The sequence below is a fragment of the Desulfobacula sp. genome (assembly GCF_030145145.1).
In the GTDB taxonomy this organism is placed as follows: Bacteria; Desulfobacterota; Desulfobacteria; order Desulfobacterales; family Desulfobacteraceae; genus Desulfobacula.
Genome location: NZ_JAQYWD010000024.1, coordinates 15,798 through 28,951, shown reverse-complemented (window position 1 = coordinate 28,951; position 13,154 = coordinate 15,798). Strand labels below are relative to the sequence as shown.

Here is a 13,154-nt window from a genome sequence, read left to right as displayed (position 1 = left end):
TATTGAGCGATTGTTTTTAAAACGGGTGTGTGATGTCTGTAACTGTACCTTTAGGCGGGATTACAAATTACAGACATCTCACAAAATAAGGTTCGCATATTGCCCTCCAGCAGTTTTTTGAACCTACCCATGGGTTGGGTATTTGAGTTGTAGTATAAATATCTCTCAAAAAGCAACCAAAAAAATGATAAATATTCATTTTTTTCTTTTTCCCTTCCCAATAAAATTTATTCAAACTTAAAATTCCCGCCACAAATAGGTAAATTTTATGTCTATTATCACAGAGCTTAACACTTTTAACGCCGTTCCTTCTTATGCAAAAATTTTAAAAAATTTTCCCCGGGTTGCCGTTGCAAATAAAGTGGGGATCACTTCCACTTACCTGTGCAACATTTTATGCGGTTCTAAAGAACCATCAAAAAATCTTGATCTCAAATTACAAGAGCTTGCCGATTCTATTGCCACCGAAAGGGGAGTAATGGTATGAGCAAACCACTCTCACAAGAAGCTGAAGACTCAGCAAGTGAAAAAAAACAAGAACATATAAACAAAGGCGAGATCAAACAACTTCCACAAAAAGCTGAAGAATCGTTAAAATCATTAGAAGCGTTTCTGAAAGAACATTTCCCAGCAGGTGTCCCCAGAAAAAAAATAGGCCTCGCAACCGGTGGTATCCTTCATCAAAGGACAGAAGCCAACCGGGATTGTTTAAAATGCGGTATCTCTGGCCGGTTCAAAATTGGACGTCAAACTATTTATCCCGTTGATGGCGTTTTGGAATATTTGCGAAAAAAGATCACTGTCAATCATTTGGCCTAAAAAAATGCCTGCAATGTTGGGCGGCCAGCAGTCATAAGAGGATACTCAAAATATGTATAGTTCTGATAACACCACAGTCGTAAAAAAACGCAATTTGAAGTTTTCTTTTGATAAAAAAAAGATCATTGAAGCCCTTCAAGCTATCCAAGGAATGACCGGATTAAAAAAACCAAATAGAATAATCGTCTTAAGTTCATACGGTCAGAATCCAGAAAACGGAATAAATTTAAAACTGGTGGTATGGCATTTCAGTTCAAAAAAGATACAGTTTCAATACCTTATAGATCATACGATAGATGGAAATCAGGAACAGCACGGGGATTTTTATATGGGTTTTCATGTCATGCGTGGTTATCTGCCCCCACCAAACTGGGGCGATTTCAAGGGTATGCAATCTCTTTTCGGTTTCGTTTCTAACTTTGACGACGACCAAGCGCCTGAATATGTGAGTAGAATCCCACAAGGGATGCCACCTTCCTATGTGCTGGAAGCATCTGACAATTGGTTTCAAACCGGATTCCATCTTAAAGAACCCCTCTATTCTTTTAAATGGCAAAACAAATCGCCCGTTGAACAATTATCCAATGGTAATACTTCCGATTATTGCGGTGGTCATTTATTAGCAGACAAAGCACTTGGTAGTCACCTTTGTTTTTTATACCAGGGCGAATATAGCCGGATTGATACATTATTCCGGCAAACCGGTTTAATGCGAGACAAATGGGACGAAAAGCATTTTTCAACTGGGGTAACCTATGGGCAGATTGCAATTGATCGGGCTATTGCTGGAACAACTTCTCATTACGATTCTGCCAGCGGATGCGGTGAATTGAAGGCTGGGTTACCTGTTAACGGTGACAGTCTATTTTATGTGGAAGAATGGCCTGAACCAATGGAAATCAAATCGGCTCTTTTACCCGTTAAATATTTGTCGGATGAAACCATTACAGAGCCTTTGACAGGAGTTAAAACCCCAGTGCAACGAATTAATCACACACCAAAAGTCAAAACGAAAATCAAGAATGATTTGGCAAAATTAATTTCAATTAATGGTAATACCCTGATTACAAATTCTATGATTGTCGCCGAAAAATTTGGTAAAAGGCATGATAATGTAATCCGAAAGATTGAAAATTTAATTTCTGCCGAGAAAAAAGGTCGCCTCAATTTTGAGGAGACCTCACACATGGATTCTTGGAATAGGTTACAGAAGATTTATTTGATTGATAAAAAAAGTTTTATTGTTCTCGCAATGCGATTCTCAGGCGATGAGGCTTTGGACTGGCAAATCAAATTTGTCGAAGCATTTGAAAAAATGGAGCGGATACTACTCCATCGGCAAAATGCTTCCTGGCAACAGGCCCGTATTGAAGGAAAACAAAGCAGGCTTAAATTAACTGACGCCATTCGAAGGCTTGTGGATCTTGCCAAGTCCAATGGCTCAAAGAATGCTGATAAATATTTCATATCCATAACAAATATGACCTATAGACAAGTGTTCGACCTGAAAAAAATCCCGGATCAATTTCGAGATAGCCTTGGTGTGAATGAATTATATCAGCTTCAGCTTGTTGAATGGAAGGTTGCTGAATGGCTCAAAGAAGCCCTTGACGATTGCCTTGATTACCATGACCCCTACCGTGAAATTAAAAAGAAACTCAAAAACCTTATCGCTGTTATTGGCGTTATCAATTTGAATCGTCTGATTGCAGCATAGAATCTCAATTATTCATCAAATGAAGTATTTCAGAAATTGCCTGTCTGCTTTTCGACAGATTCCGATGGGACACCCGGTTCATACCTGCCTGGGTGAGGCAATTCATCAAAAGGGATCGCTCCAATGCGTGACTATAATCACAGAAAACGATCTGTCTGTTTAGAGTTAAGCATGTATCCCAATATAAGAAAAGCCCGGCAGCTTTGGTGGCGATACCGGGCAGGCAGGAAAGGGTAATGTTTCTATGGATAGTAACGCTTTCAGCTTTTATAGTCAAGCCGTTCTTGATGTTATACAGGACCGGACAGATGAAGTTTTCAAGTTTACTGAATTTACCAAAGATCATGGGATTCTCACAAAAAAAATTTCAGTTGACCCAGATGGAAATGTGACAAAGGATTCAAGCCAATGTTACATGGCATCGGGAACAGCCCGAACAGTCACCTTGAAATTTAGGAAATTTCCGGAATATCTCAAACGACCCGGTTTGGATCAAGCCATTGCGCATGGGGTTTGCGGACATGACAAAACAAACATTGTTTCCACTGCAAATTTCAACGATCAGCCGGGAACAATCACTAGGACAACAAAATATTTTACTTACCCTTCACCGGCACTGGCCATGATTGACTATGATCCTGATGATGGCCAGCCGGTGTATGATTACCAGGAAGTTATCAAAATTATCGATTCCGTCTGTCCTGGGTTCGCAACCATTCCCAAGGTGCTAACGTATTCAACGTCATCCTGTATCTATCGGGATGATGATGAACTCGTGGGTCAGGGTGACGGGTTTCACCTTTACTTTCTCGTTAAAAACGGGAAAGACCTGGGGCGATTCGCTAAGGGTTTGTTTCATCGTTTGTGGCTTGCAGGATATGGCTATATCAAGATTTCTCGATCCGGGGCATTGCTACCACGCACTATTTTTGACACGGCAGTATTCAGCCCAGAACGTTTGGATTTTGTGGCTGGGGCAAACCTGATGGGTTCGAATATTACACAACGAAGACCTGACCCCTTATATATCCCGGGAGGTGCCTGATGTTAATGGATACCGAACAAATACCTTCCTCAAGCCCTATTGAAATTAACAAGTTCGGAGTATTAATCCAGGCCGCAAAGATTCAAATTGAGCCTGAACAACACAGGATTAAAAAAAAATATATTGAAACTGAAACTCCCAAACTCGTTGAGGCTGCAACAAAGGCCGGTGTTGGTCTGGCCATTGCTGCCGCAAAGAAAACAGTTCAAGCGAGATGTGAGGGTGGGAAACACAGGGATTTATTCAAGGATGATGTCATAGTCTTTGATAAATTTGGTCCTGTAATCGTCGGGGATGTGCTGAAGGATTTAAAAAAATACGACCAGGCCACCCTATGCGACCCACAGGAAACAGAACTAGGAAGGAATAAAGCAAAACTTTATTTTAATAAAAAAGAGCAGAAACCCTGTATCCATTCCCACGCACACGGCGGGATCAAATACTTTCTTCACAAAGAGTCTGCCACTGATGGTTTCATCAAAGACCGGGATTTAGGTAAGGAATTATTAGCAGGTGTTACCAGAAGAACATTGAGCAAAAGAGAGATAACCTATCTATCTGGTGCTGATATTATCGCAAAACCAATGGAAATAGAATGGTTAATCGTCGGTTTGTTTTCAATGAATGAATCTGTCTTGATTCACGCTGCCGGTGGTATCGGTAAATCCATGTTTGTCCTATTTCTGGTAATAATTCTTGCCTCTTTTAGAAACAATCTTGAAGACTCCTTAAACGGCTTTCTTGGTGATTTCGTTATACCTCAGAAAAGAGCTACCCTTATTATGGGGTCCGAAAATGGTAGGGTCACAACGTACCAACGTTTGAAACTAATGTGTAAAGGGTCCAGTAGTTTTGAGGAAGGATTAAAAAACATATTTTTCCTGTCTCAGTACGATGACACAACCATTACCGGCGAAGTGTTTCTTGATGAATCATTCTGTGATTTTCTGGTTGAATATATCCAACTCATTGAACATGAACAAAACGTCAAAATTGATATTCTTGTCATCGATCCGCTCATCAGCTTTACCGGCGCCAGCGATGAAAATAATTCAGCAGATATGCGGCCTGCTTTAGATGCCATTGATCGGGTTTGCAAGCAAGTAAAATGCACCCCTATTGTCATTCACCACGACAAAAAAGACGGGGATAATTACCGTGGTTCCACTGCTATCAATGATTGGACCCGGAACAGGATCAGCTTAAAACGTGAGTTCATAGCAGAAAATCGGATAACTGATATTGATGTCAATGGAAAGGTTACAGGCCAAAGAGTGGCACAAATTCCCGTTATCCGGGTGAGGCATGAGAAGAGCAACAACTTTAAGATGTTTGATCCCTTTCTGATCAGGATGACAAGACACCTTCATTTTGAACGAGTTGAAGAACAGATGACGCCGGAAGAGGCAGAAAAAGCCAATACAGTTACTCAGGCGTTAACAGATATGGGCGGTTATGCTGAATCAACCAATGCTCTGGCAAATGTTTATATGGATCTTGCCGGGTTGGGCAAAACGGCTGCTAAAAATCATATTTCAATGGCGGTTGATAATGGGTTTATTGAACGCAAATCAGCTATAATTAAAGGTAAACAAACCTATGAATATTATTCTGTCGAAAATCAATAGTGCCACTTTGTGGCATTGGTCGGGGGTTGGTCGCAGTCAGGTTGGTCAGGGGTTGGTCACACAAAAAGGGTGACCAACCTAAAGGCATTAATGACAATGGTTTCCGGGTTCCGGGGGTTGGTCACTTTCACAACCACGGGTGACCAACCTGAAAGCCCCTATTCATGGGATGGTCGCTTGGTCACCCCCCTTTATAGAGAGTGGTGACCAACCCTAAGGGGGTCCACTCTCTTAAGAGTGTGGGCACTGTTAATAACAAATGGCAGCAATAAAAAACGAGGTGACACGGTGAGAACACAGACATTGACAGACTTAATCAATACCCGGTTAGACAGGTTGAAAGATGAGGTCAACTCAGCACCCGCCGGTGGTGGCTTAGAGTCCCTGTGCGAATTCCTTGATAGGCTTCAGGATTCCATTGGAAGTTTTGAACGGCTGCTTGATGGTATCCAGATGCTTGAATATACCCAAACGCCGGGTGAATTTTTCAATGGAGGAAAAGCATGAATCTCTTCTACAAAATTTTATTCAACATGGATTGGGTGGCTATGGTGGCTGTAGCCATTGGACTGATAGCCTTGAATGTCTGGTTTGAAATCATATGACAATGGGGGTGAAAATAAAATTGGGTCCTGTGAGGGTGTCTTTCTTATACGGATTGTCCAGGCTCGATATTCCAACAGTGACAGACCTTAAAAACGAGTTGTTAAACCATCAGGTTGTGAACAGGATACCAGGGGGGCGGTCTTATTCATGGGGAGGCATTCTTTTGTGACCGAATGGACAGCCTTTTTTCCGGTGTGTCAAAATTAGGCAGGGGGGTAAAAAAAGTAAAAAGTTGAAAGGAGTAACGATGATACCAGAACATTTATCAGAGAATTCAAAAACGATCTGGCAAGAATATGCAGATGTGATTGTAAAAAAGCCCCGCACGAAAGGCGATGCTGCAAAGTGGACTTGAAGCCCTTGACCGGGCAGAGGAAGCCCGGAAGATAATAGAGCGTGAGGGCATGATCACCACCACGGGCAAATCCGGTGCGTCACATGTTCACCCTGCCATTGGGATTGAAAAGGATAGCAGATCCTTATCCTTAAAAATATTCAAAGCCCTGAATATCCATATGGATCATATCTGGGATGGGAAAATGTTTTTAGGATGAAAAAATATGGGTGCATATGCCGGTTTGCCGCCAAGGTAATTAAACGGCTGAACAACGGTAAAAAAAACGACAAGCCTTTTTCACAAGTGTTAGCACTCGGAAAACATGAATTAAAATATTTCATCACAGGAGCAAAGAGAAAATGACCGTAAATTTGAAATTGAGGCAAGGGTTAAAAGAATACCGGCATAAACTGGAATTGGGCCTGATTGAAACTCCCCAAAAACTGGACCCGATTGAAAAAGCGAAACAGAACCCCAGGAGTTTGAGATTCGCTATCAATGCCAAATGTTTTGAATGCAGCGGATTTGAAAGACCGGAAGTCAAGAACTGTGAGTTTCATGATTGTCCCCTGCACAGACATCGTCCTTGGCAAAACAAGGCATCTGTCTGATAAAAAAATCAATGTGTCTTTTCCATTGGTGTCAGTATCAGAAAATTCTGAAACAAAAAATAACAGGGCATGAGAGGAAATAAAATGACCGTAAATTTGAAATTAAAGCAACAACCTGAAGAGAATCGACAGACAATCAAATTATTAGATCCCATCGAGAAAGCACAGCAGAATCCGAAAAGTTTAAGGAGGGCAATAAATGCTTACTGCTACGATTGCTGTTGTGAACAAAAAAGTGAAGTCCGTCTATGTTCAGCTTACAATTGTCCCTTTTATCATCTTCGACCCTGGCAGCCAAAGGAGATCTGATGACCAATAAAAAAAAGTCTGTTGTCAAAAAAGAGATCCCCGTAAAAAAATCAAAAGAAATTGTGAAACCATTCTTATCAGATATCCCAGAAGAACAAAAAAGCTTGAGTGCTTCTGTGAAAAAAAAAGGTGGCGCTACTCAGTGTACCCTAGTGATATGCAAAGAGGAGATTGCAGTGTTGGCCAAGTCGACTGGTTGTAAAAATTTTGCTGCTGCAACGTATCTTATTACAAGCGGTATGGATGCAATAATGAGTGGCATCAATGGTGTCGAGAAGATTGAAAAATCCAGTAACGATTATTTGTCGATGATGGCAGAACTCAAACCCAAAGACGCTTTTGAAGGGATGCTGGTTAGCCAGATGGGCGTTAATTATGTGCAGGCAATGGACTGCTTGAGAATGGCGGCTGCCAACAAAGAATATTCTAAAATTTATGAGCGATTCCAGAACCAGGCCATAAAACTGATGCGGTTATACAACCAGCAGCTTGAAACCTTGGATAAGCACCGTAACAAGGGTCGACAGAAGATGACGGTTAAGCATGTCCATGTCCATGATGGTGGCCAGGCTATTGTGGGGACCGTTACCCAGGGGGGAGGGGCAAGCAATGAGAAGTGAAGATCAACCTCATGTATGCAACCCATTTGCAGATGTCCCCCGATGTGGTGCAAAGACCAGATCCGGTGCACCCTGTAAAGCGCCTGCAATGGCAAACGGCAGATGCCGATTGCATGGCGGTAAATCAACCGGTCCACCCAAGGGCAATCAGAATGCGCTCAAACACGGGTTCTATACCAAAGATGCCATTGAACACCGGCGGTATGTTCGGCAGTTGATTAAGGAATCTAAGGGCCGGTTGCATTAAAGATCGACAACTGATCACTGGTTGTGACAAGATTTCCACCATAAGGTTACAAAACGATTTTTTGGAAGTCTACACGTGCGTGAAAATTCGGCTTTTATCCTGTTAGATGGAATTTAGTTTCAGGCTTGGTTTCAGGTTAAGACGATGAGAAGTCGTGGGGGTGCAGATAAAGATTTAGTCCGAGAGGAGGTCCGAGGCTTGGATATTATACACGCGCGCAGACTGGTGTGAAAATTAACCATTAACCGATAAGGCAGAAGAGAAAAAATGGGCAAAGGTTTATCTGAATTACAGTGGTTTATTCTATTGGAAGCATACAAGAACCGGGATGGTTATCCGGCAGTCACCAATGCCGATATTCTCATCAAATGGTACGGGTTTGAACCGGCATATTCGTATCGGGCAATCAAGTTTAACCGGCATCAAATCGGTATGAAAAGATATCTGAGTGCAAGTGCTGCCGTGGCCAGGTCATTGACAAGATTGAGAGATAGAGGCTTTATGACCCGTGGATACTTGGTTTATGACCACTGTCTTACTGAAAAAGGTGCCCAGGTTGTTGAAAAATTTGGTCAACAGCAGGTGCATAACGGTTAATTTCTGCACTCCATAAAAGGGGGCCATTTTCCCATGGATAAATGGTTAGTTTTTTGGACAAGTATACACGTGTGGGAGAAATAATTTTTCATGTCCTCAAAGAGTTAAAAATACCGGTTAATAAAATCGAACTGTAACGAACCCCACGAGAACCTTACAAAACCTGACTTTGAAAGTCATAAACCATACATAAACGAACCCCATGGAATATTGGTAATATGTTGGTTTTAAATCACATAAAAAAAGAGTCGGGTGAATACGAACCTCATGGGAACTCCATAAAACTACAGTTTGAAATCATACCAGGAATAGACCGGGCAGATATAAACCCCATGAGAACTTAACAAAAGCTAACATTTGGAGAAGCAAATGAAATACACGCATGAAGAACTTATGGAACAGGAATCTTGCGGCGCAAAGACCAGGGCAGGAACACCTTGCAAAAGGAAAGACCTCTATCAAAACGGAAAATGTAAATTACATGGTGGATGGAGCACCGGACCGAAAACACCGGAAGGCAAAAAGAAATCTGCGCAGAATGGATTTAAGAAACAAACCCCATGAGAGATACGGAAAAATAACGGTTTCAAATCAGATTGATTCTGATAGGCTGATACCGGGGGTAAAGCCCAAGGGTTGACATGAACCCCATGAGAGCCTGAGAAAAGCTGAGATTGGTTGGGTAAAAGGTGTTGGTTTCCAGTTTAGTTTCAGGCTGTGACCAGTCTGTTAAAATTTAGGGACAGGATTAGGTACAAGCTTTGGCTTGTCTGGAAAATACGTTGGTTGCAGGCTTGGTTGCAAGCTGTGAATGCTTTGGTTTGAGTCTTGGTTCGAGGTCACAGGGGGAGAACATGTTGGCTTAGGTCCGCACTTTAGTCCGCACCCTGAATTCCTTTTAAGGGTTTTGTCGGTAACGAAGATTTTACCACGATTGGGGTAATAAAAAGGTTAGTTTTCAACACACAACAAAAACGGCTGTAATGGCTGCCAAGATGAGCGTTACAGCTTTTTGCAATGAAAATTGAAGTGGTTTTCCCCTTTTGATTTGGGTTAAAAAAATGGAGGTGTTTCATGGGAGGATGGGGTTCAGAGCAAAACTTGGAAAACAATCGGTCAGAAATTTGGCTTTCATGAATCTGCACACCGGAAAAAAGCAAAACGAAATGTCCCACTTATAGGTAGTGAACATAGACAAGCAATAATCTCCTAAAAGGCAGGAACGCACTGCTTGTTTATATTCTAATTATCAAAATCTTCAAACATTTCTTCTTGATAGCCACCTGGTGGTTGAAAATTTCTTTCAAACAATCTTTTAAAAGACCTCCAGTTAGTAGAAACCCTCATTAATGCTGTTACAACAGCAACTTGTTTTTCAAGATGTGGGTTCCCAGTGTCTTCTGTTAGATACTGGTGGTGTTTTGCTTTTCTTTGTCCTTGTTGAGTCATGGCTTGTCGAATTTTCATAGCCATTCTCCATGCAGTATTTTTGTTAACATTAAGATCGGGCGAGCTGTCTTGCGGACAAACCTTTCCTTACATCTAGTATAATAGCAATAGCCAAAAACCACTTTTGTAAGGGTAATCTTGTGTGATGGAATATAGTACCAACCGTTACGCTGAAAGATGTGTTGCAGTTGTTACAATGATGTCTTTTCTCTTTGGGTACGGGCGTTGTTTTGGGGGATTTGCAGTATGAGCAGATGGGCGTATCACCCCATCTGAATCGCTCGATGTGTTTTATACAATCATCTTTGGTTGGGTATGTTTCGTAGATTTTGACGATGTTCATTGTAGTATCCTTTCATGAAGTCGTCTACCTAAGATGGAATATTACAATTATAATTCTCATGTGTCAAGAAACACATTACTACCTTTTAATGGGATATTTAGAAATAAGAAGGCTCAGAAATTTACCCTAAATCTTGAATTTTTTAATGGTTTTCTTGGTGCATTTTGTAGTAGATTAAATCTGTTGCATTTTCCAAAGGACAACCCATTACAAATGCAATTTTTCTGCGATCCCCAGGACGATTTCTTATTTTTCTTGCAAAACAAAAATAATCATTAGGAGTTCCGATTTTATTATTAATAGATGATATTTGCGTATAAATACCGTCTTTAATATGAAATGATTTATCTTCTTCAAAACACTTCATTGCAGAACTATTAAGAAAATGTTCTTTTGAAAAATAATTAAAATCCAAACCACTATCAGAAAAACGTTTGATTATTTCTCCGTTGTTACCTGAACCATTATAATAGACCTTGAATGCATGAAATCCAAGATCCGATAAAGTGGCTGTTCTGTGTGCAATTGTTTCATACGAGAGACCTTGGTATTCCTTATCTCGCATCATCTCAATTAGATCATACTTCGTTACTTTTAATTTTTCCATAAATTTATATTCACAGCACAACATGGCTGCTGCAAAATAATTTGCGTCTCTCTCTGTGCGTAAATATAATCTATATAGATTTAATCTATCAACTCGCGCTTCCTCACTTATCATTTTTTTTGGCATGCTAGTAAATCCAAAAAACACATGTCCAAGTTCGTGAAGTAAGGATAGGGCTGACTTTTTGTCATTTTCTTGATACTGATAAATTATTATTCTTCTTTTTTTTGGGTCAGTACCTGCGAGTACAATACCGTTTAATTTTGTTTCCCATTTATAAAGATCCTTATCATCCACGACCTCTATTTCATATTTTAAATCTTTTGCGAAAGCTAAAAAAAAATTTAGGTTTATATCAGAGTTGTTTTTAATATTATAAATAGAATGAATTTTTTGAGCTACCTTTTCAATGTGATTAAAATATCCGTGTTTTTTTTCCTGGTACCCTTCAGATTCCGTATCTAATATTTCTTTTACATTGTCACTAACAGCTTCTTTCTTATCTTCAGGGTCTGTTTTTAGATCATAATCAAGAAATTCGTACGTCCATATGTTGAATATTTTTCTTGATATATCATAAAACAACCAAACAAATGTCCCTGTGTAGGTTGCAACCTTCAAAACTATTTCAAGGTAATTATTATTGATGCAATTTAAATCTACAGATAGGATTATTAGAAATAAGAAATTGAGTATTACAAGAATTGTAATTGTTGATTCTTCGTCTAAAAAGTATTCTATTGTATTATCTACACGGTCATTAATAAAATTGCGCGTTGGTGGGTCATCACAATAACACCATTTGTAATATTTATCTGCAAGTTCTAAAAGAATTATACGAATTATGTTCAAAAAGCAATTTTTCCACTTTAATAAAAATTTTCTTAATTTGCTCTCGTACCATTTTGAGGGGCATAAAATAATAGCTAATATTTTAGAAAAATACTCTTTAATTCTATGATTCATATGGTTTCCGATTTTTTAGAAGGAGTTGACACAGATTTTAAAACGATTCTTTGTTATGAGACAATAAAAAAGGTCTTTTATAGAATTGACTTCCACAAAAGACCTAATTTATTGAGAAGATCCACTATTATCGACATTTGTGAACCTTCAGTGGGTGAGTTTTAATCTGACCTGATTCAATTTTTTTCATAATATTTCTCAGTTCAGAGCGATTGACAGGTCCACTTCCGTGAACCAGCGTCTTCTTTCTCTGAAGAAATTCTTTAAGCCTTTTGGGTGGCTTGGAAAAACCCATAACTTTATCAACGATTGAGTTAACCACTATTCCCTTCCTTATTTATTGTTATTGTTTGATATTTTAACATTCAATATGAAATAGTATATCTCCTGTCAACAAAAAAATGATGCAAAATTCTTTTTGATTGCCTTTTTATTAAAATTAAGATTGCCCTCATTCTTAATCAATTACAAGTAGTGGCGTTTTAAAGAAAAACAACTATTATCATATATGTTAATACCAATATTATAAAAAGTCAATAATTACGAATATTTGTGTTGTTTTGATATGTATAAATGCATCCAAAATGGATTTTTGTCTTAACCCGTGGCTTTCCGTCCCAGCTTCTCAACAGGTTTGGTTATAGTATCTTTCATTAGTCTATATGCAATATTTATTCCATTTTTAGATATTTAAGTAATATATTTCTGGGTATATTGCTATTAAAGGTTTTGCAAAAAATAATAAATTTTTTGTTAAAATTTAGATTGATGTAACTATTACATTAAGGTTCTAAATTATGAAATTATAGTAACACTTCGAATATTTCTAAGAAAAATATTTCATAGGTGTTTACCCTGAGTTTGCGAAAAAATTTTGACATTTCTATAAATTTTAAGACAGAAAACAGCTTTATCCCTTACTCCACGGTGGACCCAATGTAATTATGGCGGTGAACGGATTTGGTTCCGGTGTCCATACTGTGGAAGGCGGTGCGCTGTTATTTACAGTGGCGGAAAATATTTTGCCTGCCGGTTATGTTGTGACCTGACATATGAAACCTGCAATGAAACACCCAGGGAAAGACGTTTCAGTAAGACTGACAAGCTGCGCAAACGAATAGGGGCAAAGCAAGGGTGCTTAAACCCCTTGCCATTGTTCAAGCCAAAGGGAATGCACTATAAGACCTGGATGAGAATCAGGAATCGAATTCAACATTTGGAGGGGATAGGTATTGCTGAGTTGGGACGGATGT

General features: G+C 39.4%; 15 protein-coding genes. 12 read left to right on the top strand and 3 right to left on the bottom strand.

Translation table 11 applies throughout. The features are described from left to right. Positions 1 to 268 precede the first annotated feature (268 nt). The 12 genes from Q1Q15_RS14505 (at position 269) to Q1Q15_RS14450 (ending at position 9,100) form a co-directional block, all read left to right on the top strand. Positions 269 to 487: a hypothetical protein gene (locus Q1Q15_RS14505; protein ID WP_300461295.1), complete on the top strand. Its 219-nt coding sequence runs from the start codon at positions 269 to 271 to the stop codon at positions 485 to 487. Continuing rightward, positions 484 to 819 (top strand): hypothetical protein, encoded by a 336-nt coding sequence (locus Q1Q15_RS14500; RefSeq protein ID WP_300461293.1) that lies wholly within the window; start codon positions 484 to 486, stop codon positions 817 to 819. Before Q1Q15_RS14505 ends, Q1Q15_RS14500 begins: the two co-directional genes overlap by 4 nt. Positions 820 to 871: 52 nt before the next feature. Then, the gene (locus Q1Q15_RS14495) at positions 872 to 2,536 is read left to right on the top strand and encodes a Rha family transcriptional regulator (RefSeq protein WP_300461290.1); all 1,665 of its coding nucleotides are present in this window, start codon (positions 872 to 874) and stop codon (positions 2,534 to 2,536) included. 244 nt (positions 2,537 to 2,780) lie between these two features. After that, the gene (locus Q1Q15_RS14490) at positions 2,781 to 3,581 is read left to right on the top strand and encodes a hypothetical protein (protein WP_300461287.1); all 801 of its coding nucleotides are present in this window, start codon (positions 2,781 to 2,783) and stop codon (positions 3,579 to 3,581) included. After that, positions 3,581 to 5,209, top strand: a complete 1,629-nt coding sequence (locus Q1Q15_RS14485; protein WP_300461284.1) for an AAA family ATPase — start codon at positions 3,581 to 3,583, stop codon at positions 5,207 to 5,209. Before Q1Q15_RS14490 ends, Q1Q15_RS14485 begins: the two co-directional genes overlap by 1 nt. 288 nt (positions 5,210 to 5,497) lie before the next feature. Beyond that, on the top strand, positions 5,498 to 5,716 hold the full coding sequence (locus Q1Q15_RS14480; RefSeq protein WP_300461283.1) for a hypothetical protein: 219 nt from the start codon (positions 5,498 to 5,500) through the stop codon (positions 5,714 to 5,716). A gap of 434 nt (positions 5,717 to 6,150) precedes the next feature. After that, positions 6,151 to 6,369 carry a hypothetical protein gene (locus Q1Q15_RS14475; RefSeq protein ID WP_300461280.1) on the top strand — a complete coding sequence of 73 codons (219 nt, stop codon included), beginning with the start codon at positions 6,151 to 6,153 and terminating at the stop codon, positions 6,367 to 6,369. 142 nt (positions 6,370 to 6,511) lie between these two features. Next, the gene (locus Q1Q15_RS14470) at positions 6,512 to 6,763 is read left to right on the top strand and encodes a hypothetical protein (protein ID WP_300461278.1); all 252 of its coding nucleotides are present in this window, start codon (positions 6,512 to 6,514) and stop codon (positions 6,761 to 6,763) included. A 308-nt stretch (positions 6,764 to 7,071) separates the two neighbouring features. Beyond that, positions 7,072 to 7,692 carry a hypothetical protein gene (locus Q1Q15_RS14465; protein WP_300461276.1) on the top strand — a complete coding sequence of 207 codons (621 nt, stop codon included), beginning with the start codon at positions 7,072 to 7,074 and terminating at the stop codon, positions 7,690 to 7,692. Continuing rightward, positions 7,682 to 7,939 (top strand): HGGxSTG domain-containing protein, encoded by a 258-nt coding sequence (locus tag Q1Q15_RS14460; RefSeq protein ID WP_300461274.1) that lies wholly within the window; start codon positions 7,682 to 7,684, stop codon positions 7,937 to 7,939. The genes Q1Q15_RS14465 and Q1Q15_RS14460 overlap by 11 nt, the downstream gene beginning before the upstream one ends. 267 nt (positions 7,940 to 8,206) lie before the next feature. After that, on the top strand, positions 8,207 to 8,536 hold the full coding sequence (locus Q1Q15_RS14455; protein WP_300461271.1) for a hypothetical protein: 330 nt from the start codon (positions 8,207 to 8,209) through the stop codon (positions 8,534 to 8,536). A 369-nt stretch (positions 8,537 to 8,905) separates the two neighbouring features. After that, the gene (locus Q1Q15_RS14450) at positions 8,906 to 9,100 is read left to right on the top strand and encodes an HGGxSTG domain-containing protein (protein WP_300461268.1); all 195 of its coding nucleotides are present in this window, start codon (positions 8,906 to 8,908) and stop codon (positions 9,098 to 9,100) included. A 678-nt stretch (positions 9,101 to 9,778) separates the two neighbouring features. Here the strand turns inward: Q1Q15_RS14450 and Q1Q15_RS14445 are convergent. The 3 genes from Q1Q15_RS14445 to Q1Q15_RS14440 form a co-directional block, all read right to left on the bottom strand. Next, the gene (locus Q1Q15_RS14445; protein WP_300461265.1) at positions 9,779 to 10,003 is read right to left on the bottom strand and encodes a hypothetical protein; all 225 of its coding nucleotides are present in this window, start codon (positions 10,001 to 10,003) and stop codon (positions 9,779 to 9,781) included. Positions 10,004 to 10,034: 31 nt separating this feature from the next. Next, on the bottom strand, positions 10,035 to 10,328 hold the full coding sequence (locus Q1Q15_RS25505) for an IS1595 family transposase (RefSeq protein WP_363320985.1): 294 nt from the start codon (positions 10,326 to 10,328) through the stop codon (positions 10,035 to 10,037). Between the two features lie 142 nt (positions 10,329 to 10,470). Further along, the gene (locus Q1Q15_RS14440; protein WP_300461262.1) at positions 10,471 to 11,901 is read right to left on the bottom strand and encodes an ImmA/IrrE family metallo-endopeptidase; all 1,431 of its coding nucleotides are present in this window, start codon (positions 11,899 to 11,901) and stop codon (positions 10,471 to 10,473) included. Positions 11,902 to 13,154: the final 1,253 nt, after the last annotated feature.